This window comes from Rhizobium sp. ZW T2_16, from assembly GCF_044987325.1.
In the GTDB taxonomy this organism is placed as follows: Bacteria; Pseudomonadota; Alphaproteobacteria; order Rhizobiales; family Rhizobiaceae; genus Neorhizobium; species Neorhizobium cellulosilyticum.
This window is the reverse complement of record NZ_JBJDRG010000011.1, coordinates 1-25,722: the sequence shown is the minus strand read 5'-3', so window position 1 is coordinate 25,722 and position 25,722 is coordinate 1. Positions and strand designations below refer to the sequence as shown.

The 25,722-nt window shown below is 56.2% G+C and carries 30 protein-coding genes and 8 pseudogenes; 20 read left to right on the top strand and 18 right to left on the bottom strand.

The window, feature by feature from the left end:
* Positions 1–185: 185 nt before the first annotated feature.
* Positions 186–926 carry an SDR family NAD(P)-dependent oxidoreductase gene (locus ACI3K0_RS21680; RefSeq protein ID WP_404946237.1) on the top strand — a complete coding sequence of 247 codons (741 nt, stop codon included), beginning with the start codon at positions 186–188 and terminating at the stop codon, positions 924–926.
* 119 nt (positions 927–1,045) lie between these two features.
* Positions 1,046–1,953, top strand: a pseudogene (locus ACI3K0_RS21675) (LysR family transcriptional regulator).
* Positions 1,954–2,206: 253 nt separating this feature from the next.
* Here ACI3K0_RS21675 and ACI3K0_RS21670 read toward each other — a convergent pair.
* The 6 genes and pseudogenes from ACI3K0_RS21670 to ACI3K0_RS21645 form a co-directional block, all read right to left on the bottom strand.
* Complete coding sequence (locus ACI3K0_RS21670) at positions 2,207–2,461, bottom strand: YybH family protein (RefSeq protein WP_404946236.1); 255 nt, start codon at positions 2,459–2,461, stop codon at positions 2,207–2,209.
* A 202-nt stretch (positions 2,462–2,663) separates the two neighbouring features.
* Positions 2,664–3,391: pseudogene (locus ACI3K0_RS21665) on the bottom strand (amidohydrolase family protein).
* 154 nt (positions 3,392–3,545) lie between these two features.
* Positions 3,546–3,950: an HD-GYP domain-containing protein gene (locus ACI3K0_RS21660; protein WP_404946269.1), complete on the bottom strand. Its 405-nt coding sequence runs from the start codon at positions 3,948–3,950 to the stop codon at positions 3,546–3,548.
* A 208-nt stretch (positions 3,951–4,158) separates the two neighbouring features.
* Entirely contained in the window at positions 4,159–4,425 is a 267-nt protein-coding gene (locus ACI3K0_RS21655) for a hypothetical protein (protein ID WP_183687024.1), read from the bottom strand.
* A gap of 143 nt (positions 4,426–4,568) precedes the next feature.
* A pseudogene (locus ACI3K0_RS21650) lies at positions 4,569–4,697 on the bottom strand (anti-sigma factor); the annotation flags it as partial.
* Positions 4,694–4,837, bottom strand: a pseudogene (locus ACI3K0_RS21645) (RNA polymerase subunit sigma); the annotation flags it as partial. The pseudogenes ACI3K0_RS21650 and ACI3K0_RS21645, both read right to left, overlap by 4 nt.
* A gap of 76 nt (positions 4,838–4,913) precedes the next feature.
* Between ACI3K0_RS21645 and ACI3K0_RS21640 the strand changes: the two are divergent.
* A pseudogene (locus ACI3K0_RS21640) lies at positions 4,914–5,181 on the top strand (DUF4394 domain-containing protein); the annotation flags it as partial.
* A 95-nt stretch (positions 5,182–5,276) separates the two neighbouring features.
* Here ACI3K0_RS21640 and ACI3K0_RS21635 read toward each other — a convergent pair.
* The 5 genes from ACI3K0_RS21635 to ACI3K0_RS21615 all read right to left on the bottom strand — a co-directional run bounded on the left by ACI3K0_RS21635 (position 5,277) and on the right by ACI3K0_RS21615 (position 9,688).
* The gene (locus ACI3K0_RS21635; protein ID WP_148142941.1) at positions 5,277–5,834 is read right to left on the bottom strand and encodes a fasciclin domain-containing protein; all 558 of its coding nucleotides are present in this window, start codon (positions 5,832–5,834) and stop codon (positions 5,277–5,279) included.
* A gap of 552 nt (positions 5,835–6,386) precedes the next feature.
* A complete protein-coding gene (locus ACI3K0_RS21630) occupies positions 6,387–7,394 on the bottom strand; it encodes an alpha/beta fold hydrolase (protein ID WP_206828194.1) in 1,008 nt (335 codons plus the stop codon).
* Positions 7,395–7,397: 3 nt separating this feature from the next.
* The gene (locus ACI3K0_RS21625; RefSeq protein WP_206828193.1) at positions 7,398–8,114 is read right to left on the bottom strand and encodes an anti-sigma factor domain-containing protein; all 717 of its coding nucleotides are present in this window, start codon (positions 8,112–8,114) and stop codon (positions 7,398–7,400) included.
* Positions 8,111–8,653: a sigma-70 family RNA polymerase sigma factor gene (locus tag ACI3K0_RS21620; RefSeq protein WP_148142986.1), complete on the bottom strand. Its 543-nt coding sequence runs from the start codon at positions 8,651–8,653 to the stop codon at positions 8,111–8,113. The genes ACI3K0_RS21625 and ACI3K0_RS21620 overlap by 4 nt, the downstream gene beginning before the upstream one ends.
* Positions 8,654–9,238: 585 nt before the next feature.
* On the bottom strand, positions 9,239–9,688 hold the full coding sequence (locus ACI3K0_RS21615; protein WP_404946235.1) for a DUF4172 domain-containing protein: 450 nt from the start codon (positions 9,686–9,688) through the stop codon (positions 9,239–9,241).
* A 377-nt stretch (positions 9,689–10,065) separates the two neighbouring features.
* On the opposite strand from ACI3K0_RS21615, the gene ACI3K0_RS21610 reads away from it, so the two are divergent.
* A complete protein-coding gene (locus tag ACI3K0_RS21610) occupies positions 10,066–10,209 on the top strand; it encodes a hypothetical protein (RefSeq protein ID WP_183687016.1) in 144 nt (47 codons plus the stop codon).
* 64 nt (positions 10,210–10,273) lie between these two features.
* On the opposite strand, the gene ACI3K0_RS21605 is transcribed toward ACI3K0_RS21610, so the two are convergent.
* Both ACI3K0_RS21605 and ACI3K0_RS21600 read right to left on the bottom strand, forming a co-directional pair.
* On the bottom strand, positions 10,274–11,515 hold the full coding sequence (locus tag ACI3K0_RS21605) for an FAD-dependent monooxygenase (protein ID WP_404946234.1): 1,242 nt from the start codon (positions 11,513–11,515) through the stop codon (positions 10,274–10,276).
* A gap of 53 nt (positions 11,516–11,568) precedes the next feature.
* Complete coding sequence (locus ACI3K0_RS21600; protein ID WP_148142937.1) at positions 11,569–12,018, bottom strand: MarR family winged helix-turn-helix transcriptional regulator; 450 nt, start codon at positions 12,016–12,018, stop codon at positions 11,569–11,571.
* A 371-nt stretch (positions 12,019–12,389) separates the two neighbouring features.
* On the opposite strand from ACI3K0_RS21600, the gene ACI3K0_RS21595 reads away from it, so the two are divergent.
* Positions 12,390–12,668, top strand: coding sequence for a hypothetical protein (locus tag ACI3K0_RS21595; protein ID WP_404946233.1), 279 nt, complete (start codon positions 12,390–12,392; stop codon positions 12,666–12,668).
* Between the two features lie 549 nt (positions 12,669–13,217).
* On the opposite strand, the gene ACI3K0_RS21590 is transcribed toward ACI3K0_RS21595, so the two are convergent.
* Positions 13,218–13,514 (bottom strand): DUF982 domain-containing protein, encoded by a 297-nt coding sequence (locus ACI3K0_RS21590; RefSeq protein WP_148142935.1) that lies wholly within the window; start codon positions 13,512–13,514, stop codon positions 13,218–13,220.
* 152 nt (positions 13,515–13,666) lie between these two features.
* The gene (locus ACI3K0_RS21585) at positions 13,667–14,134 is read right to left on the bottom strand and encodes an Hsp20 family protein (RefSeq protein WP_404946232.1); all 468 of its coding nucleotides are present in this window, start codon (positions 14,132–14,134) and stop codon (positions 13,667–13,669) included.
* Positions 14,135–14,590: 456 nt separating this feature from the next.
* Here ACI3K0_RS21585 and ACI3K0_RS21580 point away from each other — a divergent pair, with 456 nt between their 5' ends.
* A complete protein-coding gene (locus tag ACI3K0_RS21580) occupies positions 14,591–14,752 on the top strand; it encodes a hypothetical protein (protein WP_183687014.1) in 162 nt (53 codons plus the stop codon).
* A gap of 145 nt (positions 14,753–14,897) precedes the next feature.
* On the opposite strand, the gene ACI3K0_RS21575 is transcribed toward ACI3K0_RS21580, so the two are convergent.
* Positions 14,898–15,959 carry an SDR family oxidoreductase gene (locus tag ACI3K0_RS21575; protein ID WP_148142932.1) on the bottom strand — a complete coding sequence of 354 codons (1,062 nt, stop codon included), beginning with the start codon at positions 15,957–15,959 and terminating at the stop codon, positions 14,898–14,900.
* Between the two features lie 95 nt (positions 15,960–16,054).
* On the opposite strand from ACI3K0_RS21575, the gene ACI3K0_RS21570 reads away from it, so the two are divergent.
* The 14 genes and pseudogenes from ACI3K0_RS21570 to ACI3K0_RS21505 all read left to right on the top strand — a co-directional run bounded on the left by ACI3K0_RS21570 (position 16,055) and on the right by ACI3K0_RS21505 (position 23,726).
* Complete coding sequence (locus tag ACI3K0_RS21570; RefSeq protein WP_404946231.1) at positions 16,055–16,468, top strand: winged helix-turn-helix transcriptional regulator; 414 nt, start codon at positions 16,055–16,057, stop codon at positions 16,466–16,468.
* 485 nt (positions 16,469–16,953) lie between these two features.
* Positions 16,954–17,181: a hypothetical protein gene (locus ACI3K0_RS21565; RefSeq protein ID WP_206828326.1), complete on the top strand. Its 228-nt coding sequence runs from the start codon at positions 16,954–16,956 to the stop codon at positions 17,179–17,181.
* Positions 17,162–17,305 (top strand): annotated as a pseudogene (locus tag ACI3K0_RS21560) (IS110 family transposase); the annotation flags it as partial. The gene ACI3K0_RS21565 and the pseudogene ACI3K0_RS21560, both read left to right, overlap by 20 nt.
* A 501-nt stretch (positions 17,306–17,806) precedes the next feature.
* Positions 17,807–18,097 carry a hypothetical protein gene (locus ACI3K0_RS21555; protein ID WP_148147859.1) on the top strand — a complete coding sequence of 97 codons (291 nt, stop codon included), beginning with the start codon at positions 17,807–17,809 and terminating at the stop codon, positions 18,095–18,097.
* On the top strand, positions 18,097–18,363 hold the full coding sequence (locus ACI3K0_RS21550) for a DUF1488 domain-containing protein (RefSeq protein WP_148147860.1): 267 nt from the start codon (positions 18,097–18,099) through the stop codon (positions 18,361–18,363). The genes ACI3K0_RS21555 and ACI3K0_RS21550 overlap by 1 nt, the downstream gene beginning before the upstream one ends.
* Before the next feature lie 411 nt (positions 18,364–18,774).
* The gene (locus ACI3K0_RS21545) at positions 18,775–19,002 is read left to right on the top strand and encodes a hypothetical protein (RefSeq protein ID WP_148147861.1); all 228 of its coding nucleotides are present in this window, start codon (positions 18,775–18,777) and stop codon (positions 19,000–19,002) included.
* A 479-nt stretch (positions 19,003–19,481) separates the two neighbouring features.
* Positions 19,482–19,721: a DUF4167 domain-containing protein gene (locus ACI3K0_RS21540; RefSeq protein ID WP_206829609.1), complete on the top strand. Its 240-nt coding sequence runs from the start codon at positions 19,482–19,484 to the stop codon at positions 19,719–19,721.
* Between the two features lie 285 nt (positions 19,722–20,006).
* Positions 20,007–20,354, top strand: a pseudogene (locus ACI3K0_RS21535) (glycosyltransferase family 4 protein); the annotation flags it as partial.
* 766 nt (positions 20,355–21,120) lie between these two features.
* Complete coding sequence (locus ACI3K0_RS21530) at positions 21,121–21,438, top strand: PepSY domain-containing protein (protein WP_404946230.1); 318 nt, start codon at positions 21,121–21,123, stop codon at positions 21,436–21,438.
* A gap of 29 nt (positions 21,439–21,467) precedes the next feature.
* Complete coding sequence (locus ACI3K0_RS21525) at positions 21,468–22,070, top strand: general stress protein (protein ID WP_148147864.1); 603 nt, start codon at positions 21,468–21,470, stop codon at positions 22,068–22,070.
* Positions 22,071–22,138: 68 nt separating this feature from the next.
* Entirely contained in the window at positions 22,139–22,675 is a 537-nt protein-coding gene (locus ACI3K0_RS21520; protein ID WP_404946229.1) for a ferritin-like domain-containing protein, read from the top strand.
* 13 nt (positions 22,676–22,688) lie between these two features.
* Positions 22,689–23,019: pseudogene (locus tag ACI3K0_RS21515) on the top strand (catalase); the annotation flags it as partial.
* A 177-nt stretch (positions 23,020–23,196) separates the two neighbouring features.
* A complete protein-coding gene (locus tag ACI3K0_RS21510; RefSeq protein ID WP_206829613.1) occupies positions 23,197–23,427 on the top strand; it encodes a DUF6894 family protein in 231 nt (76 codons plus the stop codon).
* 62 nt (positions 23,428–23,489) lie between these two features.
* Entirely contained in the window at positions 23,490–23,726 is a 237-nt protein-coding gene (locus ACI3K0_RS21505; RefSeq protein WP_404946228.1) for a DUF6894 family protein, read from the top strand.
* 98 nt (positions 23,727–23,824) lie between these two features.
* Here ACI3K0_RS21505 and ACI3K0_RS21500 read toward each other — a convergent pair whose 3' ends face one another.
* A complete protein-coding gene (locus ACI3K0_RS21500; protein WP_404946227.1) occupies positions 23,825–24,541 on the bottom strand; it encodes a Crp/Fnr family transcriptional regulator in 717 nt (238 codons plus the stop codon).
* 515 nt (positions 24,542–25,056) lie between these two features.
* Positions 25,057–25,326, bottom strand: coding sequence for a DUF982 domain-containing protein (locus tag ACI3K0_RS21495; protein WP_404946226.1), 270 nt, complete (start codon positions 25,324–25,326; stop codon positions 25,057–25,059).
* Positions 25,327–25,722: the final 396 nt, after the last annotated feature.

The window sequence follows — 25,722 nt, the reverse complement described above, 5'->3', positions numbered from 1 at the left end:
TTGCGCGACTTGCAACGGCGGGATGGAAAGCGGTTGCCGTTCCCCGCCGTGCAACAAGCTGTCGCATTCACCGCCACTTCAACCGCTGCGCTGGAGCCACGAAATAGGCCGGACACCCTGTCGCGCGCATCCGCAGAGCCGCGGCACTCCCGAATTCACGACTACGAAGAAAGGAACCGAATCCTATGATCGATTTGAGTGGAAAGCGCGCCTTGGTCACGGGCGGCTCGCGCGGCATCGGCGCGGCCATCGTGGAAGCGCTTGCGGAGAATGGTGCGGATGTGGCGTTCACCTATCAAAGTTCGAGCGAGAAGGCTGCGGCGGTTGCCCGGTCCGTCGAAAGCCACGGCCGTAGAGCCGTCGCCATCCAGGCCGACAGCGCCGATCCGCAGGCGATCGCGCGGGCGACCGAAGACGCCGTGGCCGCGCTAGGCGGGCTGGATATACTCGTCAACAGCGCAGCGATCGGCCATTCAGGAAACATCGCCGATCTGAACCTGGACGAATATCAAACCCTCATGGACGTCAACGTTCGGGCACCGGTGCTGTTTGCAAAGGCGGCCATCCCACATTTGCGAGACGGCGGCCGTATCATCACGATCGGTTCCGCTCTCGGCGAGCGGGTGCCCTTTCCCGGTATAACGCCTTATGCCATGTCGAAGGCGGCGCTCACGTCCTTCACGCGCGGCCTTTCGCGTGAGCTTGGACCAGCGGGCATCACCGTGAATCTGGTGCAGCCTGGGGCGACGGACACGGATGCCAACCCGGCCGACGGCGCGGCAGCAGACTTCCAGCGAAGCCTGACGTCGCTCGGGCGCTTTGGCGAGCCAAAGGAGATCGCAAACGCCGTTGTATTCCTGGCAAGCTCCGCCGCGAGCGTCATCACGGGCGCGACGATCACCGCGGATGGCGGCGCGATCGCCTGAGCCATATTCATCCCACGGACGGCCTTCGGACGAAGGGCCGTCCCCTTCGCTGTGCTCAGGTGGGCCGAGGGGTCCGACCCCCGAACCCACGGTACCTTCTACCAAGAAAGGATTCAGCCTTGGAAATAGAAGATCTGAGGATTTTCCTGGAGGTTGCAGAGTCCGGCGGCGTCTCCGCGGCCGCGCTCCGTCTGGGCATCTCGAAAACCATAATCAGCCGGCGGATTACCCAGTTGGAAGCCGATCTCGGCGCGCAACTGCTCGCGAGAAAAACGCGCGGCATGGTCGTTACCGAAACCGGAGTGACGTTCAGGGCGAATGCCGCCCGCATCTGCGCCGAAGTTGACATGGCTCTGGAGGCGGTTTCGCAGGCGGGCGAGTTGCAGGGGCGAATGAGGATCGCCGCTCCGCTATCATTCGGACCCACGCATTTCGCTCCTGTTATAGCCAGCCTAGCGCGACGACATCCAAAGCTTCAGGTGCTTTCGTCGTACACGGATCGCTTCGTGGACCTCGTGGGAGAAGGCTTCGACTGTGCAATCCGGGTAGGTCATCTTCCAGATTCGAATCTCGTTGCAAAGCGGTCGGCCCCATGTTCGGAAGCTCGTCGCAAGCCCGAGCTACATCGATGCTGAAGGAGCGCCCCAGACGCCTCAGGAGATCGCGAACCATCGGGTTGTGATGCGGGAGGCAGAAGTTTGGAAATTCGTGGACGGAGACGACATCACTGCCGTGCGCCCCACCGGACGCTTCATCGCAGACAATGCACTGTCACTGGTTGCAGCCGCTGTGGAGGGGGTGGGTCTCGCTTATCTCCCGGAACCACTCGTCGCGGATCACATCGCTTCAGGAGCGCTGGTCGCCGTCATGAACCGATATCCTGTGCCCCCGGCGGGAATATTCGTCGTGCGGGCGCCCCAGTCCCTATCCGTCGGAGAAAGTGAAGACGCTCACGGAGATGCTTATTGAATGTTTCGATCGTCCACACCTGGACAGGCAGCCTTCGGGCGAGAGCGGCGCTATTTGATGCCGCTCTCTCATGTTCAAGGTGGCATTCTTGCCGCGACTCCAGAGGTCGATAGCGCAGCTTGAATCCAATGCGGCAGCGGATTGGTTGTCGCAAAGGAATAGCGGGCTATTCTCCACTGATTGCCAACGTCCTTTTGGAAAATGAACAGCTCGTGGTTGGCGTCTGGAACGCGTTGTTCGATGGCCTTGACGGTGACGAACCCTTTCGAATTCGTCCGTACGAAGGCCCACTCTGGAGCGGTCTGCACAACTTACGCCACAGTCAGTTCCATGTCGAAGGTGATCGTCTGAAATATGCCGTCATAGGCCCTTTGGATCGCATCTAGGCCGATAGCGGAAGGATTGTTCGGCGCCATAAACGCGGCGTCGGCCACGAACATTTCAGCGACGGCGGTGGTGTCCGAAGCATTCAAGGCGGCGTCATATTGCGCGAGCGCCTTTTCGATTTCCAGTCGGGCCGAGGTGGCGGCTGCGTCTTCACCTGAAGGCTTGATAGAGGGTTTCATATAATCGATCTCCGTGAGTTGATGATGTGTGGTTTCGTGCCGGGACGAACGCTTTTCTGGGAGCTGCACGCATTTCCGCCCGATCATCGCTTCGTTCCGGAACTGGCGAAGTTGCCATCGTCCGTCATGTGAGTGCAGCCCTTGCGGGAATGCCTTCCAACCGTCGCGCCGCCATGTCAGCAATTCAAAGGAAGCTGCGAGCTCATTTCTCTCCGTAGTACGTTCCGAAATACTTGACCGGCGACCACGCAGGCAAAATCGGCGAAAGGGCGGCGTAGTCCTGTGCACCGAAGACCACCCTGCCGTCCATGACGGTGAGCACCGACGACACTGACTTGATCTGATCGTCGGGGACCGAGAAGTCGTCCCGGTCCAGGATGGCGAAATCTGCAAGGTTGCCAGGAGCAATTAAGCCCATCTCCGATTCCGTGTTCATGAACCAGGCGCCCCCTTGGTGAAGAGTTTCAGGGCTTCGTCGCTGGTGAGCCTGTTTTCCGGAGCAAGCACCTCGGATCCCGACACAGACCTGCCGGTGACCATCCAGCTCAGACCGACCCAAGGATTGAACGTGGCGGCACGAAATGCAGTGCTCATTGCAAGCGGAATAACGCTATCGACAAGCTGGCGTAGACGCGTCGTCCGCAAGGCCTGATCCAGTCCACGGCTCTTTATAAAAACGTCGCCGTGAAGTGCCATTTTGTGGTCCAGCGCGATGCCTCCGCCCAGCTTCTTTACCCGTTCGATGTTTTCCGGGGTAATGGTCTCGGCATGCTCGAGGCTCCACCGCAGTCCATTGAAAGGGATCTCCCGGTTGAGGGCTTCCAATGCGTCGAGGAACGGCGTGATGTTCTCGTTGTAGCTGATATGCTCGCGAAACGGCATCCGCCTCTGGACGAGTTTCCTGATTTCGCGGTCAACCAGCCGATGCATTTGCTCGGGAGGAATGATGATGGCCGGACGCTCGAAGTTCTCATGATCGTGCACCTCCGCCTCCAGGACTTCGCCTGCGCCTCGCCGATCGGCTCCGACCAACCTTATCGGCCGATGCCGTCAATGACGGGTTGTGAAGGCGGACAGCGGCTTATCATGCCGCCTGTTTGAGAGCCGTTTTGGCAAAGGCCCGTTTGAGAGCCTCAATACAGATCGGATCGTGTGACTGGCCTTGGCCTTCCCATAGGATGGCGATTACCTTTTCGATCGGCAAGGCTGACCGAAAAGGCCGGTCGGCTGTCAGAGCGTTGAATACGTCTGCCGTTGAAACGATCCTAACCTCTATGGATATCTCTTCGGCCAGCAGCCCGCGAGGATAGCCCTTTCCGTCCAGTCGCTCGTGATCTGCTCCACCGATGACAGCGGCGCTCGAAAAGGCACGGATCTTCGAAAGGATATGCTGGAAGAATTCGGAATGGCACTTCATCTGCATCGATTCCAGATCGTCCAGCTTGCCGGGCTTGTCGAGTACGCTGTTACCGACACCGAGCTTTCCGATATCATGCGGCAGGGCCGCGCGTTTCAGGAACCTGCACCCCTCGGGCCTAACTTCATGCTTCTATGATTTGCGCCAGGCGGATGCGAATACCCGTCATGAAATCAGCCCCGCGGCACGCTTGCGGCGTTGCGGAAGGATTGCGTTCGGTGAGCGTCGAATTAAATGATGGTTATCGATATATAGCATAATCTAAATAGCGCGAAGCGGTTCACGCTTCCCCCCGCACGAAATTCCACAACGCTCTGTCAGGAGCAGCCGGTCTGATCAGGTCCGGCATCGATTCCAGGCTGGAAACGAGTTGTTCGAGACCATTGACGCTCGACAGCAAAGGCACGAGATCGGGCGATAGGTCTCCTGCAACATCCACACAGAACCCTTGGATCACACCGAGCTCGATTGAGTTTCTCGGTGTATAATCCCTTGCCATGGAGATGACCTGAGCCGTCAATTCGTCTAATGTCAACAAGCCGAGCATGATAACGTCCTCCCGCTTTACAGGGTTGATTTCCTGTGGCCGATCAAGCCGACCTGAGTCGGAACTGGCGGCTCATACTAGATGTACGGAGGACGCAAACTTTCAGTTTCAGATTACCGCAGAAATAGTGGCCAGCTCCTCGCTTAACGGGGCAACTTCGCTAGGCCCTTGGCGAGGATCGGCCCGGTCGGACGCTCGGTCGGCTTTCCGCCGGCCTGTTCCAGCGTGATCACGTGGAGCTGATCGTTTCTTGGAGTTGGTAATGTCGGACCTCTTCGGCAAGCTCGCGGCGCTTGACGATGCGCTCGGCGACCGCAATCAGACGCCCCGGCTTACGATCGAAGACCAAGCATAGCGCATTGCGATCACCCTTGGCGCAGGCGGCAAGTGCCGTATCGAGATCGTCTGGCAGAGCCCATCAGCGTCAATACCTTCTCCCAATACCGATAGCGGAGACTGTCTCCTTTGAAACCTATACCTGGACGGGAAACATCGACGCCACCATCGCTCTAATCCAGCAGACCAAAGCAAATGACGGTGCACTGAAGGCGATCGGCAAGCTCGGCACCAATGAAATGCCGGCCACCTAGGCCTTTGACATCCACGGCGAGGAAGGCGGTAAGAACACGGGCTTACCATGCTGCAAACAAGACGCTCTACACCGTCAACCTCGAGACCGGCGCGGCCACCGAAATAGGCCCGGTCACCGGGCTCGACAACGAGGTCCGCGATATCGCCATCCTGCAGGCAATGTAAATCCGGAGAGTGCTAAGCAGGCCACCACCTGTGAACAGTGAAAAGGCCGGCGTCCATTGAAGGGCCGGCCTTTCTCATGACGCAATCGAGCCAGCTCACATCTTGGGCAAAAGAACCTTGTCGATGACATGAATGACGCCGTTGGACTGTTTGACGTCAGCGATCGTCACATGGGCCACGCCGCCCATTTCGTCCGTAAGCGTAATCTTGCCCATGCTTTCCTTGGCTTTCAGGATGCATCCGCCGACCGTCTTGACGTCATGGGTACCCTTGTCGTCCTTGATCATCTTCGCGATGGTCTTGGACATGGCGTCTGCGGCAACGACGTGGCAGGTGAGAACCTTGGTAAGCTGGGCCTTGTTTTCCGGCTTCAGAAGCGTGTCTACAGTGCCCTTTGGGAGGGCTGCGAAAGCTTCGTTGGTCGGCGCGAATACCGTGAACGGACCCTTACCTTGAAGGGTTTCGACAAGGCCGGCGGCCTTCACTGCGGCGACGAGCGTTGTATGATCCTTGGAATTCATCGCGTTTTCGACGACGTTCTTGTTTTCGTACATAGCCGCGCCGCCGACTTTCGGATTGGCGGCATAGGCGCTGATGGCCGTTGCGGATACGATGGTCGCGACTGCAATCGCGCGAAGTGCGAACTTCACCATGATGGTTTCCTCTTCCTCTAAACGCCCCGGCGCGAATGCGCGCCTTCCAAGGCCGTCCCCTGATGGGTGACGCATCAAGAGACGAGCGCATGACGAAAAGAGTTTCAGCCAGAATGCGGTTTTTTCGAATTTTCCTCAAACGATCGCAGAGCTATGTCTTGGCTCGCCTGAATAGCCAGTTGAGGACTTTGGCTACGAAGAGCGCCATCCAGACCAAAAGAGGCGGTAAGGGCAATCGGATGAGGTGGTAGAGCCACTGCGAGAGTAAAACGTTCTCGGCCCCAAGGCGGTTGATAGCTTGCTTGATATCGGCCGGAAATACGCAGACGGCATAGAGCGCCAAGGCCAATGCAGGCAGCTTTCCGCAGCCGTGGCACAAAAAGCGCAACCGCACCGGCGATCTAGTGCAGCCCAGTCAGGAAAATGACGGTTTCTGGATCGGGAACCCAGGCACCGGTAATGCGAACAAATGGTTTGGGCAGGGCCATATGCAGAATGCCCGCGAGACCGTAAAAAGCGTATAATCCCCAACGGCAACGTCGTTGCCAGACATCAGTTCTTTCCATCACGCGCGATCCGCCCTTCGACATCCCGCCTTGCGCCAGCCAGATTCACCTTGCGGCCAGCGACTGTCTCGATCGCCGCAATTGCCAGATCGCTGGCGACGAAATCGGATTTGTGCCCGAGATTGTGTACGACGATGAGACGTGCACCGGGTATATCGCGAGCAAGGTGCCTGGAATGAACCTCTGGTGAGACAACCCCGTCCGTATCCCCAGTGATGATAACTGTCGGCGCTGTGATCTTGCGGTAATCTACGGAAGCGGCTCTGGCCCAATCGCTCAAGGCGGCTACTTCTTTCGCATTGTGCCGGAACGCGACTGGTCGTAGCGCCTGCCTTGCTTTGGTCTTTTCGACATAGCCGGGCGGAATCCGGTTCGGCGCAAAGACACCTTTCGTCGCGCGATCGATCGCTACAATGCCGATGGGTGGCACGATCAGGGTACTAAATAAAGCCCCTGTCACCGGGGCACTTGCAGCCTCGTAGTACCAGGCGATCCCGCCGTTCCATGGATAGACGGCCGGAGACAGGAAAACGAGGCCAGAGACCATTTCCGGATGGCGAACCGCGAACGACGCAGCGATGGCCCCTCCAAAGGAATGGCCGACGAAGATCGCTTTTGCGATACCCCGCTTCTTCATCAGGACGGCGATGGCGTCTGCTTGACCATCGGGCAAAATGTTCTGGTCGCCGCCGATGTCGGATTTGCCATGGCCCGGACGATCGACGAAGAGCAGCTCTGCCCGACCCTGCAGCTTCGCGCGAAACGAAAACATTGGGTCGTAGAGGCTGGCGCTGGCGCCATGGATGAAGATAATCGGTGGAAGGTCTGCCCTCCTGCTCGGCTCAACCAAGACGCTATTGAGCTTGAAGCCGCCGACATCGATACGGACCGGTCGGTCGTCATGGCTTGGCGCAGCAACTGCGCGCGACGTCACGAAAGCGACGGAACCTATGGTCAGGAATGCGGCGATCAGACAAAAAAATCGAACCGGCATGGGTTAAAGTTGCCGCGCTATGCCGCTGGCAACGATTGGACCGGTCGGCAGCCCGGTCGGCGAACCGCCGAATGGCTCCACGCTGACGGCAAGCGTGGAACCGGCGCCGATGGTCTGGCGCAAATCCGCCGGGATCAGCAATTCACCCTCTGTATTCGGCTGAACGACGCCGAGCGACTGTGGATTGCCACTTCCCGGCACCAGCCAAAGCTGCAGGGATTTCTCTCGGGCTCCGCCGGCCGCGACGGGGACGATCCTCAAGCGACCGCTGGTCGCATCGAATGAAGTCAGCAGACTGACGGGATTGTCGGGGGCTGAAAGCTGCGCCACCACCAGTGCGCGCGACGAGGATGGCTGGAATACGCCGGATGCGTAGACAAGTGCTGCAACAGCTATGGCTGACGTTCCGAGAGACATCCAGCGCCAGAAGCTTGCGGCGTTCCAAAGCCTGGCCGAAATAGGCGACGATTGCGCACCAAACAGTCGTCCTTCGATCTGCGCAAAAACTGCCGCTCCTGGCGTTGCCTCCCGATAATCCTCGTTGAAAGAGGAGAGGTCCGACTGCCAACGTTCGACCAGCAGCGCGAAAGACCAGTCCCTCGAAATCCGTTGCTCGACGCGCCTGCGGGCTTCTTCGGACAGCACACCCAAGACATATTCGCCCGCAATGATTTCGTCCTGCGCCCGGCCGCCGTCTTGAATGTGATCGCCTGGTGTCATCGCTGCATGCACTCCCTGAGCTTCAACAGGCTTCGGCGCAGCCAAGTTCTAACGGTGTTCAAGGGAACATCCAGGTGATCGGCCAATTCGAGATAGCTAAACCCTTCCACGTAAGCACGCCTGACGGCTTTGGCATGGGTTTCGTCCAGTTCGCGCATGCAGATGTCGATGCGGCGTCCCTCGTCGGCAATCAGAATGTGCTGCTCTGGTGTCGCGATAGTCTCGTCTGCGAGATCGTATGCCTCATCGATATCATCGGTTACCGGTTTACGGGCACGGATGACGTCGATCGCGTGGTTTCGGGCAATCGCGGAAAGCCAGGTTAGTGGCGAACCCGAACCGGTGGCAAAGGTTTTGCTTCGTTGCCAGACCTTGATATAGACTTCCTGTAGCGCTTCTTCCGCGTCTGGTCTGTGCTTCAGGATCCGAAGGCAGATCGCGAACAATCTCGGATTGGTGGCCTGGTAGAGAGACGCAAATGCGGATCGATCTCCGATGGCGACCCTATTGATCAAATCTGCGATGTCACTGGTTTGCATCCGGTAAAACCTTGTCGCCGACCTTTTATAGAGATCGTGGAGTTGGAAAGACAAGGAGGCTCGGTCAATAAATCTTGGCAGCGACCGATCAAGACGAAACGAGATGGTCCTAAGCGGGCGATCGTCGATTATCAGGATAGTCCTGACACCGGGCCACTGCCCCAAAATGCGCACATTGCGATTAAGCAAACTATCGAGACAACTTCCTCCGAAAAGAACTGTTGCCCAAAGGAAATCCGCAAGAACGACATCAATGTCTTTGTCGCGATATACCATATTTCCTCCGGCTGACGTGGAGCTCAAGTTTCCAACATAGAAGCAAGGACGGTTCGTCGAATGATAAAGTTTCTGCACCGCGCACATTATTTTCAGGCTGTGCGGACGGATTTGAACCTAAATCCCACACAAGCGCTTTGGCCAAACATCTGAAACTTTGTAACATCTTGTGCAGATTGACCAGACAGCAGATATAGACATCCGGCGATGTTCCGCTGTCGCTTGACGCCTCAACTTATAGCGAGCTGCCCCATCAGCGGGTGACGATCGGCGGGTTCTGATAAACTATTGTCGGATAGCTTCGGGTGGCTAGAGATTGCGCCATTGAGATACCAGTGACCTGCAGCTTGGCAGAACGGAATTCCGTACGTTGAGCGTATCGAAGAGTTCGGCAAACAGGCTCAGACGGTCCCTGCCCAAACGATTATTGGCAAGATTACGTTCCAGTTCGGATATGCGGGCACGATTTCGGCCAAGTCGCTCAGCCAGTGCCGGTTGGCTCAAGTTACGCTTTTTCCGAACGGCGAGGAGTTGTGCACCCAATGACTGAAAAACAGTAGAGATCATGCGGAATTCCGCTGTCATTGTGAAGACAATGCGGAAATCCGTGCGAAGTTGATTGCTGTCATCCTCATTGAAATGCCGGACGGCACCAATGACCTCGCCGGCAGACTGCAGGAATTTCTGTTCCAACGGTATCACGCTTGCTGCGTCATACCTTAAATTTGGCCATTTGGCATTCTGCCAGTTCCATTTCATGAGCTATAGGCAGCCTTTCTATAGCTCATGGTTATTGCCATAAATGAGTTATTGCAAGTCCACCTATCGCTCAGCACCGCATCTGTATCCTCGATCCAAGCAGCAGTGATCGAAAGGCTATTCGCGAAGAGGCCCGCATCGTTGAACGCGCTATCGGTATTGGGCCGAGCGCGCTTACCGGAATGGTGGCAATGCTCCAGCAGAATCGCGACATCAAATCCGCGTGACTCAAGCGTACGAAAACCCCTTCTCAGCCATCCGGAATATTCGCAACAGAACCGTCGAGGCAGCCTTCGAGCCCATCCAGCAAGACGAACGAAAGATGTGTCGCTGCTTGCCTTGGATTCAATCGATCCCGGTCTTTTCCGAATTGGGTAATGGGCTTCATCGGCACATCGGACATCCTCGCCAAGCGCTTTGCCGGCATTGGCGCCTCCAGTGGTTTTGACCCTTCTCGCCTGAGTGGCGACGAGATCCATGCCCTGCTGAGAGAACTTGCGATCGAGGAGGAGGCCGCCTGACTCGATCGCGATAGATGATGGAGAGTTATCAGGCGCTTTGCCCAACGATCAGCGCATTTGAAATCTACAGAATTTCGACGCCTTGATTGTTTAAGTCCATTTGTTGGTTGCGCACCATTAGCTCATCATAACGCGAAAGGTCGGGTGTCTTCGGTTCGTTTGCAAACAGTTTAGTAGCAAGGCCGCGGATAGCTGGCATGCTCGCGATGTCGAGGACGCTGTGCAGGAGGTTGATGCCAAGTCTGGTATGGGGGTTCATCAGGCGAGGAGCAATCTTTGGTACGCCCTGTCCCTTTTCGATCATTGGCCGCATGGCTTCCTCGTAAGCCGAGAAAGACTGCCCAATATCGCTGCTGCACATCAATTCGCTGGCGAGCACGTAGCCGCCGGTCACCGCGAGCGTAGCGCCTATGCCTGCAAGCGGTGTCGCGCACCAGGCGGCGTCGCCTGTCAGAACGACGCGCCCCTTCGACCATCGCTTCATTCGCACCTGGCGTAGCACGTCGAAGTAGAAGTCTTTGGTTTCCTCCATGGCAGCCAACACCCTATGCGCCTCCCAGCCAGCGTCCAAAAAGCGTTCATGCAAATAGGCTTTCTGCCGTTCGACGCTCCATTCCTGCTCGCCATTTGGTGGCTGTTGCAGCGTCAGCATGGCCCGCGTCGTTCCATGCGTGTCAGGTCGCAGCGATATGCTCCGGCCATCTGTCGCGTGGTACCAGCGCCACATCCGATCGTCGTCGGCCTGCCGCGGTATGGTGAAATATGCAGTCGTGAGGTCCATCCATCGCGGCACGTTTTCTTGAGGGAAAACGAGCTCGCGTGTCGATGAGCCTACGCCCTCCGCTATGACGACCGCATCATAATGTTCAGTCTCCCCACTGGTGAAGGTGACAGAGACAGCATCTGCACCATCTTCAATCCGATCTATGGAATCGCCGAAGCGAAACGTCGCGCGTTCACGGGCTGGCTCGTAGAGTAGGCGAGCGAGATCTCCACGCAGGATTTCCATCTCCGCTGTTGGGCCGTCACTACCGAGCTCGGAGGTAACAAATTTGGCAACCTCTCCGCCCTGCTCATCGATCCAGACGGTTCCCTCTTCCCCTGTCCCATGATCGATCGCCATCTGTTCAAGTCCCATCCGGTGAAGCACTTCACGGCCGACACCTCGAATGTCAATGTTCTGACCGCCATCTCGAAATTCGGGGCTGCGTTCGACGACGGTCACATCGAAGCCATAGCGGCCGAGCCACCAGGCAGAGGTGTTGCCGGCGACGCTTGCACCGGTGATGAGGATGCGACGGGACATACAACGATCTCCTTTTCGCAAAGAACATCACTGATGATATATTTGTTCCGTCGTTAGCTTTCGAAATTGTCGATCAGCCGTTGTAAGAGCTGTATCAACGTCGCCGCATCTTTCGACGAAAAGCCTTCAAGCCCTTTGGCATTCGCAGCCAAGAGCGCGTCGCGTCCGCGCAAGGCCGCCTCCTGCCCCTTGCTCGTCAACTCCACCATTGCCGCCCTGCGATCGGTAAACGAAGGTGATCTGCGGATCAGGGCCATTGCTTCCAGCTTGTCCAGAAGCGCGACCATCGCCGGTTGTTTGACGGCAGAGGAACGCACGAGGTCGCGCTGGAGCATCGGCCCTTTCCACGACAGGAGCATGATCGGAGCAATCAGAGAAAGTGACAGCCCGTACGGCCGAAGGGCAGTATCTATCAAACGGTTGAACACCCGGGCAGCGTGGTTAGCAAGATAGCCGGGAGCGACGGTTGCGTCTGGGTGGATATGGTCGTCCTGTTCTGGCATAGGTCTTTCCTTAGGCCAAGGACGACTAGGTTGCCAGAACAAGATTTTTGATGCACGACCCGTTGAGCTCGAAATCATAAAGCAACTAACTCAAAGACTGAGCTTTGCCGAAGCAACTTCGCTACGCTTGTTTCTCTAAGGCGCCATCAACGTCATTGTGGAAATCTTCCGCCCCTCAGTTGGTGATGATTGGCGATGGAGGTTAAAAGCCTAGAAGCCCAGGTCACCGAATGAAATGGATCCTTTCTCGTCTGCGCGCGAAGCATGGGAAGAATTCATATACGTCGTCAATACGGAATGTCTCGCGGTCTTTCTTTAGACGCCTTCATGACGGGAGATACGGTCTGGTGATCGACAGCGACAGACGGTGAATGATTTTCGAACAGGTTCGCACCAAAGCGGCGTTGCGGGGAACGGCCATTGACGACGCCCCCGAGTTCCTGGGATGGGTCGTGCTATGGATCAGCGGCGAGTACGACATTTCTGATTTAAGCTCTCGATACAACGACCTAACTGCCCGCCGGGCGCAACGACTGCGGTCTGTCGCTGGCGCAGTGGACCCGAACGTACCCGATGCAAAACCAACCGACATCCCTGACGCCGATGGTGGTTCTATCAACCCATCGTCAGGAATGCCTACTGAAACCTGACGGCGTCTCTTCCGGCCGCCCTCGCATTATAAAGAAGCGCGGCGGCCTCCTCGAGGAGCTGTGTCACATCGCGCTTTGCGTTCGTCCAGGTTCCGCCAATGCTCGCACGGACGTCAGCGACTTGACCAGCAATTGCAATCGGCTCCCGGACCCGCTCGAGAATTATGCTTGCAGCCGCCTCACCTGCGGATCGGTCACCTGCGATACCCTCGGCATCGCGCATCGCGGCGCCGTGGATCAGATCCGCTTCAAGATCCTCTGGATAAGTGAAGTCTCTGAAATGTGTTCCAAGAACCTTATAGGAAGCGAAAGACGCTTGGCGAAAGCAGCGTTGCCGCGGATAATGCAGCCCTCAAGATCAACGAGTGCGAGCGGCGCGTTCTCGAAGGCAAAGTCGAAGAGCGCCAGACGAGTTTCGGGATCGTCGGCCGTACAGGGTTCCGCTACCGTTTTCCTCCAAAGACAAGAGCTTCACCGCGATAGGTCCGTTTTAGGAGATGATAATCAGGGTGCCGGTTTGATTCCGGCACCAAGGAGCTAGGCCGGCACTTACATTCCGCCGATCTTGGCGCCGGTGTCGCGCCGGAGGTGCGGTGGGACGTCCTCGAGTTCGGCAAGTTTGCCATTCTGCTTAAGAAACACTCGAAAGTTCTCGCGAACCGCGTCGATTGGCCAGCGACCGTTTGCCGCCTCGCGGCAATAACGGACAAGCGTGTCATAAGCGAGGTTGCGCTTCTCGTGTGGCCACTCGTCGAGGAAATCGAACACATCATCCAGCCCGGTGATTTCTTGCACGAAATACCGACGCTGCGCATAGAGCGGTTTATCGAACAGAGCGAGTAACATCGGAACCTCCTTCTTTGCTCTGCATGAAAGGGGAAGCCGGCCCCGATGAGGCCGGCCGAGCTGTAGGTTATACGAGACCTTCGGTCGGATGTGACCCGATCACGATCAGAGGCCTATCAACCGAATGCCCCCGCGGGCTGCCGCCTTCTCGTTCAGGCAACTTGACGGTCAGTTTCCAAGCGAAGCCGTTCGTTAGACGGTGCAACACCGATCTCGATCTTACGGGGCTTCATAGCTTCCGGCACCTCGCGCTTCAAAGTAATCGTCAGCAGGCCGTGCCTGAGATCAGCACCGTCTACCCTTACGTGATCCGCAAACTCAAACTTACGCTCGAACGAGCGACCGGCAATGCCGCGGTGCAGATATTCGCCCTGGAGCTCTTCAGCTTTGCCGCCTTTGATCACCATGACGTTGCGCTCCTGGGTGATATCCAGATCGCCCTCGCCAAAGCCGGCCACGGCCATTGTGATGCGATAGTCGTCTTCTCCGGTCTTGACGATGTCGTAGGCAGGCCAGGTATCGATAGCATTGAGGCGCTGCCTATTGCTCAGCAGGTTGAACACACGGTCGAAGCCAATGCTCGAGCGGTACAGCGGTGCAAAATCAAGCTCAGTTCTCATAACCATATCCTCCGCAAAGCAACATGGAAGGAGGCGATGTGTCCGCTTCCTTGGTCAACCGACTCCCTCATTGGGCCGTCGGTGCCGAACCATTTGGTTTCTCGGATTTCTCCGTTCAAGGCCTCATCGGAAAATTTTTCCAGTGAATTTGACGGCTCTTGTTCGTCGCAAATCTCATCCTATTTCGATGCTCAATCCTCGACTTGGGAGCATCGAGATGGACGGCTCAGCAATTCACACGTATTCAGACGCAGACTTGGAAATCCTAGCGCCGGAGCAAACCACTGAAGGCGAAACGTCCATCTGCGCTTGTTGTTGTCGCCAGCGCCTACGCTCGATGATGGACGAAGATGGCTGCGGCATTTGCGACGAATGTCTGGCGCCTTGACGACCCCACGAGAAAACCAATGTTGAACCTCCAGCGTCCGCCTGCGACCGCGGACGAAAGGAAACGGCATGGCTAGTATCGCCGATTGGCTTGCTATTGAGGAAGCAGAGGATCTGGCTGCTCGGCATGCCGGCGTCGTCCTTTGGAACCGGGAGGGAGATCCGGTCGTCGGAGAGGAAGGTGATTCTGAAATCGTCTTCCGATCAGGCACGATAGGCGACTTCGACTAGGAAGTTACCTTATAGTGGCAGTAACAGCCATCCTTCGGATAGCGGAGATTGCAGGCGATCGTAGGTAGGCCTACTGCCAATCCAACACGACGAGGATAGGACGCCCTCGCCTGACAAGTGGGTGACCTATCCCGTTACGCCTGCGTTACGGAATAATGCGATCAAAACGCAGCCGCTCGAACAGATCAAAAAACGCGTCGTCTGTTGCCTGGTAATCGAGAAAGCCTAGTTTCCGGCTCCTCGACATATCCGTCAACACCTCGATCGGTCGCCCGAGGTCCGCATCTGTATGCCAGGGAGAGGTTAGGCGGGACAGATCGCTTTCCACCAGCTCATACCGGCCGGCGATATCGCGCCAGATTTCGGAGTCATTGGCCATTTGCTCCTGCAATGGTCTTATCTGTCCATCGAATGCTATAGGCTCGATTCCGAACCACTTCGCGATCCGCGTCCACATCCAGCTCCACCGAAAAACATCGCCGTTTACGACATTGAAGTCCTTGTTGGTCGCATCCGACGTCGTTGATGCCCAGAGCATATGTCGACCCAGCAGACGTGCGTCTGTCATGTCGGTAAGACTGTCCCATTGGGCTGCCACTCCCGGGAAACGGAACGGCCGGCCTGTCTCTTTGCAGATCGTTGCGTAGACGGCCAACGTGGTGCCCATGTTCATGGCATTGCCAACCGCTTTGCCAACGACCGTATGGGGGCGATGGATACTCCAGTTGAAACCATCCTTCTCGGCCGCAGCAAAAACCTCGTCTTCCTGGGCGTAGTAAAAATTGTCGACCTCGAGCCTGCCCTGCTCTTCCCGAAATGGCGTTTGCGGCAGCGCGCCTTTTCCGTAAGCTTCGAATGGGCCGAGATAGTGCTTCAGACCGGTGACGAGCGCGACGTGGCGGACTGATCCTACGGGGCGCAGGGCATCGAGGAGGTTTCGCACCATCGCCGAATTGACGCGGATGTTTTCCGCCTCAGTTGGCTGCCGCAGCCAGCTTGAGATAAAAACGTGTGTCGGATCGAGGCCAGCGAGCGCATTTACCAAGCCAGCGGAATCCAGAAGATCTGCTGGGACAGGAACTGCATTCCCTTGCTGCGATGGCTTGCGAGCCAGACCCCAAACCTTCCAGCCGTCATTGTGCAGGACATCCGCCGTTGCGCTGCCGATAATACCGCTCGCGCCAACGATCAGTGCTTTCTTCGTCATGTTTGCTCCTTTGCGTCAGCCTCTGATCTAGGCTGAGAGGCCGAGATGCGCTAGAAGGCACCCTAACGGGACATAGACACCCAGAGGTAACCACTATGCGGGCAGGATCACCGGACAGCGAATGGCGCGAGGACTGCGCCCCCCGCCGTGTGCTTGAAATTTTCTCGAGCAAATGGACAAGCATGATCCTGCATGTGCTCGATACGAGACACGGGGGCCGCGCCCGCACTGGCGTACTCCAGCGTAGCCTTCCAGGGATATCGAAGAAGATGCTCACGCAAACGCTGCGCGACATGGAAGCGGACGGGCTGGTAACACGGCGCGTTTACGGGACAGTGCCGCCGGCAGTCGATTATACGCTGAGCCCACTAGGTAAGCGATTTGTGGAGCCGCTGGAGCTACTCTATGGCTGGGGTCGAGCAAATTCCGATGCTTTGGACCAGCTCGCATTCAATCGGGGGATGGAGAGACCACCACGCGAGAGCTCAACGCGCGATACTTCGCCTTGAAGGTATCCGGACCTGAAACCTGATCTTGCTTCGCTTCCATTCCCGATTTTTCAAGAAAGTCAGGGACTTAAACCCCAGTTCTTGGTCGCCATCTCAATCCCTGTGAATTCTAAAGACGGTTTCAGCTTCTGGCGGCAACCATTCTCAAACATCTTCTTTTGTCTGGCTGCCGAAGTCTGGATCCGCTCTATTGTAGACTTGCGAACCGTCTGAATCACAACCAGCGGCTAGATGGACCAAGCGCCTGATCGAAATTGGATGGAAACGGATGAAAGAACGGAAACTCTAAATACTACGACCGTCCGCATCACCCCCGAAATCCTCTCCTTGATTGCCGAAATCGACGAATTAAAAGCGCTTGGCGCGCGATCGGCCGGATCGCGCCAGAGCGGTTATCCAGCCTCCGGCGCGTCGCGACAATTGAGAGTGTCGGTTCCTCCACACGTATCGAAGGAGCGCGCCTCACCGATCGAGAGGTCGAAAGGTTGCTTGCAAACATTCGCCTGGGGTCCTTTACGACGCGCGACGAACAAGAGGTTGCCGGCTACGCGGAAGTGATGGAGACAATCTTCAGTGCTTACGACGCAATCTCGTTCACTGAGAACCATATCCGTCAGCTCCACCGCGACCTTCTTGCAGATTCGACCAAGGATGAACGGCATCGCGGCGCCTACAAAAAACTCTCCAACAACGTTAAAGTCCTGGGGGCTTAAACTGCGTGAGCGGCTGGGCTTCAAACGTGCCGCGGTTGCTGTTGCGCGAAAACTTGCTGTCATCATGCATAGGATGCTCAAAACCCGAGAAGCGTTCCATCCATTGGCCGGTGCTACCGCATAGGCGAAAAGCCGGCCTACCTGCCTCAGTGCCTCAACCCAATTGAGATACTGGGCGTCCCTGCTGTGGACGTGGGTTGGGTCATTCCGTCGAATCGGTGGCAGCTCATGTAGACTGCGTCTTGAACACAGGAAGACCCGCCCTTCGAAAACCCATCATGCGGCGACCGTATGTCGACCGCGGAGCAAACCGTGCCCACGGCGCCGGACGAATTTAATAGCGATGCGTTTGACCTCATACAGGCGATTACACAACAGGTTCGGAGCCGTTGCGCTCACTTAGAATAACTAAGCATCTAAATTGCTTACGAGTAACTGCCGACTACTATTTGAATTGCGCCGAGCAACCGTGCCTCCTTCTCATTCGCGGTTTCGAGGGCGATCAATTACCACGGCTCAGCCTTGTAATCGAATATATTAGCACGACTTATAGTGCAGCGACGGTTTGTCTTCAGGGCGCTGTCGCCAAGGTCGCAAATCCTTGCCCCAACTAAAGGAGGACAGCATGTCTTCCAATCCACCAGCAGCAGCGCAGATCGACAACGACGGCTTCAAGCTGATCCGGGACGTCTTGAGGACTGCCGGTCTTCGTGGCGTCGAAACCGATGCGAGTTCCGATATGAAGCGCGACGCACTGATCTTTCTCACCTCCGAATTTCGCGGTGGGGTCAGGACCAAAGCCAAACTATTGGACGCGCTCACTCGGCGCAGCCGGTCTTCAACGGTCGGCGCCCGGTTCGGCCGTTTTTCGAAAGAAGATGCCCTCGACCGGTGGCGGGACGAAGGTGGGCGTTGATGGGTATTAGGTTTCCGAATGAAGCTCGAAGTTTCGATGACAAGAACCGCTGTGTTCGATTTAGCGGGTACGACGGGATGTTTGAGGTCAAATTCTATCTCGCGACTGACGTACTCGCCTGTGGTAAAGCGCACAGACACGCAAGCGAGAGCGACTACCTGACCACGTTCGATGCGTCACGACGGAGAATTCTAAAAGTGGCCACAAATGCTTACTTGTCAGCGCAATCGAATTCTATCTCCTTGAGCTTACGGGATTTCGGTTGAGCAGGCTGTCTTCTTAAAGGATATGACCATGCGTCAGCCAACCATTCCAGGAACCAGCCCACCCGGCACAGCGAAAATGGTTCTGGTCAGCGACTTCGCAAGACGGTTTCGACTTGATCGGGTCGAGGAGAACAGATTACGGAAGCTTCTCGGACCAATCGCCAGAGAGACAGATCTTCTCAGAAACGCGGGCCGATAGGCGCGGGTTGTGAAGGGTTGGTTCGCCCTTACAGGACGGATCGCATTTTCACTTTGACAGCGGCGACTGCGATGACCTTGCAGGACTTCGTGATTGTCACAGCGCATCGGGCTGGAAATAGCTCCAAAAACCGAGCGCCTTGCAAACCATGAAGGCGCGATGCGGATCACGGCTTCACTGGACAGTTCCATCTCAAGAAACGGATCTCAGCCATGAAGACTACTATAAAAACGGTCACCATCGATCGACCGTTCCAACTGCCTCGGATGGCCGCACCACATCCGCCAGGGACGTTCGAGCTCCAAATCGACGAGGAACCTCTCGATGTGGTGTGGGAAGCCTATCACCGAACGATGACACTGTTCCTGACCTCGGATGGCCTGACCGAGGCATGGCCGGTGTCTGAAGAAGAACTGGACAAGGCGATGGCGTCGCATTGATTCTTACCCTCTGTTTTGGCCGCCTCACACGAGACCTTCCGGTCGGCAGACCGAACTCGGCAAGCTGCGCGTCTGGGGTCGCAAACCGTCTCTGAAACTCTGGAAGGCATCCACGCCGTTCAGGTGAATTAAAGGGGCGAGGCGTTGAATCTGCGCCCGTTGCACTCCGCAAACAATACAAGCCGAACCTGGAGGGAAGTATGTCGGGCATTCCGACAGCGCTCTGACGGGCGCTGGCAGTCATTTTCTTAAACTCGTCGCGAATGAGTTAAGCGCAACAGATAATCATATGTCGTGCGAGTTTATTATCGTTGGGCGGACACAACATTAAGCCGCAATGAGAGCTTAGTCTCTTCAGCTCATGACGCCGCGCCGATGCGGCTATGTCATTGGCGCGTTCGCCGACATTCGTGGCACTCAATCATTCTCAGAAATAATTCCGTTTAAGAGGCAAGCCTTGTGAGGCTTGAAGTGTTCTTTTGAATTCATCACGCCAAAATTCCCGCCCATCGACCATCAGGCCTGCAAAGGCTCGCCTGACCGCAACCGAAACTCCTAACTGGCAGAGCCTGACCAAGCGATATGAGCAATACCTAGCTCTGGCGCGGGAAACTGCCCAGGCGGGAGACAGAATCGAGGCGGAGAATCTTTATCAGCACGCAGAACACTTCTATCGGACGGCAGCCCTCCAGAAAGCGCGTAAGCAACAATTAACATGAAGCAGCTGAAACCGGCCCGCAGGACTTTCAGGAAAAGCTTGGCTACAGATCGTCACGAGATATCGCAATCCGTATGCTGGCAACGGACTGGCGCAGCTGCCCCTTTCGTCAGCCTCTGGACGCTGCCTTAGCTGACGGTTGATTTCGTCTTCTGGTAGGGCATGACTTTGATCATTCCGGCGGCGGGGTTTCTGCTTCGGCTAATCATGATCCAACTGCGACCACTGCGCCTTCTTCGACCGCCGGTGCGTCAATGATTGAACAGGCTAAGTTCTCGGTACGACACGGTGTTTGACGACGTTACACGGGAGGCTTGATCTGCCGGATTTTCATCCGGTCTACCGTGCTTTTCCGGAGATGCCGCTGGTCTCCATCTCGAAGGATCAGCGTTTGCCGCTGCCAAACGCGAACTGGCTGGCCACCATTCAGCATGGACTTCCACAAGGACCTGCGCCAAAAAATAAACAAAAGCGTGATTATCTCGCCTTTCTAGGCCGAGTAGCGCCTGAGAAACGGCCGGACCGCGCAATCGAGATTGCAAAGCGAACCGGAATTCCGCTGAAGATTGCTGCAAAGGTCGATCCAACGGACCAAGACTACTTCGATCACGTCATTCGTCCGCAGCTCGACCACGGGACGCTTGCTCAGGGTGAAGCTCGATATAATCCTATGTCATACCATAACGGGTCTATATGGCCGCATGACAATGCCGCGATCGCAATCGGCTTTGCGCAATACGACCTTAAGGAGGAGGCGGTGCGCGTGTTCGAAGGACTTTTTGACGCTACCAAAGGGCAGGAGATGCGGCGTCTGCCTGAGTTATTTTGTGGCTTTATCAGAAACCAGGTCGAGGTCCGACGCCATATCCGGTTGCCTGCTCTCCGCAGGCATGGGCCGCTTCAGCCACCTCCGGAATTCTGGGGCCGTGTCTTGGTCTCGGGCAGGCCAACAGTTAGAATGAAAACCGCTTCCGTAAACCGACCATGCCACATTCTTAGATGAGATGTCCGGCGGAATGTTCAGATCGGCTCATCTTCAGCCGATTTTCGAATGCATCGGTACGGAAACGACGTGGCAACGAATGTTTGGATCGATGGGGAGATGCTAAGATCCACATCGTTAAGTAGCGCGCTGGTAGTGGCATACTCTGGATCGTATTCTCCCGGTCAGTGTGGTGCTGCCATCAAATGTAGCGGCAAGCCTACAATCCTGATCGTGGTAGAGCGATAAGAGCTGCCCCCCTCCGTGAGGCGGGCGGGCAGCCTTTGCGCAGAAGATGCTGCAGGCTCTAGTCGCGACGGCAATCACAATTTCCGGTTTATTTCGGAACGAAACTGCTCGGCAGAGGTTAGATGCTCACGGGTCTGTGAATACAGGTCCGATACGAGAGGAAGCATCAGTGAAAAACATAATTCTTGCCGCGGCGCTCATCAGCGCGTCCGCTCTATCTGCGCATGCCCAGACGACACCGCCCGCTAACTCGAGCGGTGACACCCCGGCCGTAGCAACGCCCGATTCCAAGAATGCGATCGCACCCGTCGAGGGCGCCAATAGCTTCACCCAGGATCAGGCAAAATCCCGCATTGAGAAGGCAGGCTTCTCCGACGTCAAGAACCTGAAGAAGGACGACAAGGGCATCTGGATGGCTGCCGGCATGAAGGACGGAAAATCCGTCAATGTCGCGCTCGACTACCAGGGCAACGTCGTTGCCAAATAATTCAACACATTCAATAGGAAATTTTGATCATGAAAACTGTAACAGGACTTTTCGACGACTATTCCGACGCTAGTGCCGCTGTCAGCGCGCTCGAATCCGCCGGCGTGCCATCCAAGGATATCAGCATTGTTTCCAACAATGCCGATAATCGTCACGCCGACACGTCGAACGCGACAGAAGGTGCCGGCACAGGCGCTGGTATCGGCGCAGCCGTCGGCGGGGCGGGCGGTCTTCTAACAGGCCTCGGCCTGATGGCCATTCCCGGTGTTGGACCCGTTGTTGCGGCCGGTTGGCTGGCGGCAACCGCGGTAGGAGCGGTCGCGGGTGCGGTTGCAGGCGGTGCGACGGGCGGTATTATCGGCGCGCTGACAAGCTCTGGCGTGTCTGAGGACGATGCGCATGTCTACGCCGAAGGTGTTCGCCGCGGCGGTTCGCTGGTAACCGCAAAGGTGGACGATGCACTCGCTCCCGAAGCCGAGGTAATCCTGGAGCGCTCGAACTGGGTTGATCCGGCTGAGCGCCGCGCGTCCTATAAAGAGCACGGCTGGACCAGGTTTGACGATACGCTCGATCCTTACAAAGCTAACGAAGTCGAAGAGGAACGCGGCCGTTACCGCAACGCTGCACTGTGATCCAGATCGCGTCCCTTACGGCCGCAACATCTAGCATTCGCATAAATTTTCAACCTAAGGATACTCAAATGGCTACCGAAAAGACATTGAACGACCTCTTTCTTGACACCCTCAAGGATATCTATTTTGCGGAAAAACAGATCCTGAAGGCTCTGCCAAAGATGGCGCGTGCCGCTCAGTCGGAAGAAGGCAAAGCCGGCTTCCTGCAGCACCGTGACGAGACCCAAGGCCAGATCGAACGTCTCGAACAGATCTTCGAACTCCTCGGCAAGCCGGCCCGCGGCAAGACCTGCGAAGCCATCCAGGGCATTCTCGCCGAAGGCGAGGAAATCATGGAAGAATACAAAGGCACCGCTGCGCTCGATGCCGGCCTCATCTCTTCGGCTCAGGCGGTAGAGCACTACGAGATCGCCCGCTACGGCACGTTGAAATCCTGGGCCAAGCAGCTCGGCATGAAGGAAGCCGTCACCTTGCTCGATGCCACCCTGCAGGAAGAGATCGCCACCGACCAGAAGCTGACGGCCCTCAGTGAAGGGACAGCCAATGCCAAGGGCATGGGCGACGCCTCAGCCAGCGCCAAACCTGCGCTGAAGAAGGCCAGCTAAACTCCCTCAGCAAATGATCAGGCCGCCTTTCAAGGCGGCCTTTTTTGCTTTCAAGTCGCCCATTTTCACACCCCTGTCCAGGAGCTTGACCCATGGCCAAAAACCAGCCACTGCGTCCGCAGATTCGAAGTTTATCACCGCGACTATCCACGATCAGAAACTGACGCGTGGTACGGGTGGGGAGCTTCACCAGACCGCCGATGGCGACACGCCGGTGATGACCACTGCCCAGGGCGGGCCCGGTGGCCGACGATCAGAACTCGCTTCGTGTCGGTCCACGTGGTCCGCTTGTCGTCGATGACTTTCATTTCCGGGAAAAAATGTTCCAACACGACCACGAGCGAAAAGCATTTGAAAGGGGAAATCTGCAGCGAACTCGATCGTCTCGAATTGTTGCTCACACAAATCGAACATAATTTCGTCCGCTACCGTGCAAATGGAAATTTGTCCGCTACCGTCCAATGACTTCTTCTCTCCTTCAAGTCACGATGAAGGTCGCGGCTGGTTAGACGGGAGCTGGTATGCCTCGGTACTTTTTTAGTTTTGATTTCGCTGAGGAAACGATTGCCGATCCAGATGGCGGTGAGGCTTCCGACTTAGAAGCGGCGCGAGATGATGCTCGAGCAGCCATCCGCGAGATCGCAGCTCAATATCTCAAGGCAGGAATACAACTGACGTTGATTAGCATCACCATCTGCGACAGCGATGACCGGGAGCTCGCAAAGGTTACCGCTGGAGAGGCGCTGGACTAGGTGGTTAGAAGCGTCGCAGCGTTTACTTCGTAGCCTATTTCAATCGAGAAAGAAGCCTAGCAATGCCGATATATTACTTTGATTTCGAGAATGGTGACGAAAAGTCCCATGACACAACCGGTGACCTGTTGTCAGATCATCACGCTGCTCGCATCGAAGCAAGTCGGGCGATCGCTGAGTATGCGAACGACGTGGTTGTTAATGACGGCCCCGAATTGACCATGGATATCAGAGCTAGGGATGAGCAGAGCCGTCCCATCTTAAACGTCTCCATCCAATTCGAAGCCAGTTCCCTCTGATTGACCTCAGCTGTAATGCGGCGCTTTTCTCGCTATGACCAGAGCGGAGGCAGAACAACCAAAGAAATCGGTATGAACGGGAGAAAGCGTGCGCCCGGTTATCGATCCGGCTTCACAAACTGATTGTACTCATGTTCAGGGACACCGTACGCGTCCGACGCCAATCTTTCCAGGCCTGCACGGTCACGCACCACAATTGCACCCCGAAGAGATCGCACCAGTTGTTTTCCCTCGAGCAAGTGGAGACATGTGGTGATGCTTTGCCTACGAACGGCAAGCATCTCTGAAAGAGACGCGTGTGTGAATCTGATCGTATCAGTCAATGATCGATCATGACACATCAGTATCCAGCGAGCGAGTCTCTGCTCGATTTGATGGTTGGCGTTTGAAAACGCGCTGTAAGCAGTCTGAACGGCTGCAGTGTGAATGTAGCGGTTGATAATACCTCTCAACGAAACGCTGGCATTGTAGGCGGCGATGAGCGTGGCCGTCTCGATACGATATCCCAAACCCTCCGTCTGCATTGTGATTTCAAACGGTACAGAAGTGGCGCCGAGCACCGAAGTCGGGGGCACCATCCCATCGGAACCAATGATACAGACTTCGGCTTCCAGCCCAGTACTGGATCGGACGACGACGGAGCAGATCCCGGATTCAAGGAAATAGGTATGTTCGGTGATCCGATTTGTTAAGGCAAAGACAAAGTGGCGGGGCAGTTCGATAGGTTCCAAATAGCCCACAAGGGTCGTGAAATCGACGTCAGTCAGCAATCGAAGGAGTTTATTTTGAAAATCTCGTTGGTGCAGGGGTGACATTGCTCTTCCTCGTAAGGGCAAGAGCAATCGGATCTCCCAGCCGTCTGCGCCAAAAAAGTCTGCGGACGATGTGGCAAACTTATACTCGAATAGTGGTTCCTTTAAGACCCGGCGGCGGCGGCGACAATACGCCCATGCCTGTGTGCACGATAGCGGACAAACGGAGCACACGGTTAGTTGCAGCGATGCGCTAGATATTCGATATCACTCGGTTACCCACCCTCTTGTTTCGGATGTGGCCGCATCTTGGCTTACGTTCCGCAAGTGAATGTCAGGCGTATCCGATACCGACTTAAAAGCAATCGGGCCCTTGCTTTCAAAGCAATAATCGGATCGACAAGGACCGTTAGAACATGCGTCGCAGGTCCATGCCATGTGCTTGCAGGGCAGTGAGGACAGGTGATCGCGTCAGCGCCGCAATCACATCGAAACCAGCCCGATTCCCGGCCTATAGAGATGAGTGGAGCACACGTATTTTGTGTCGCGACATCGACGACATTTCATTCTTCAACCCCTCACTCGGAAGCAAGATGGAAATTTTGATCCACCCAAGCATCAAGAAAAGGCTGTCGAGCCACGTCTGGACAAACCTCTCCGAGCAAGGCGTGGTGGCATATTGCATGAGCCCGAAAATAGTTTGTTCCTCGCTGGCTTTGAAACTTGCTCCCCACGTACCTAATCGCATCAGCCGGGCCTGTGATGGTAGTGTCCAGGTGATCGCCAAGGCCGACGTAAACCGGCCTGGACCACCGAGCAAAGAAATTCACGCGAATGATCGAGCCCATGTTGAGGCGTGCCTTGTTGCAGTTGTTCCGGTCTCTGTCTGTTCGATAACTATGATTGCAAAGGCCTTGGCTCTTAAGGCGTCTATTGAGCTCGCTCTCGATCGGCGGCGCTTCGGCCTAACATGGCTGTCGCAAAACTATAATGTAGTAGCTTAAGCAAGTCTACATTTACTGCACGATAGCGGACAAAGCAGTGATACAAGGGCATCCGGTCCAGCCTTTAAAATCTTGAGCGCCGTATGAGCAGCTGCTGCCTTTCCGCCATCAATGATCGTGTCCCATGGAGTGGTGTAGCTGGATTTCATAGCCATCGGTGATTTCCGGTAGGGTCGGGTTGCTTAGAGCCAACCTGAGGGACACCACCGATGACCGACGACATGATGAACCTGCGCTCAC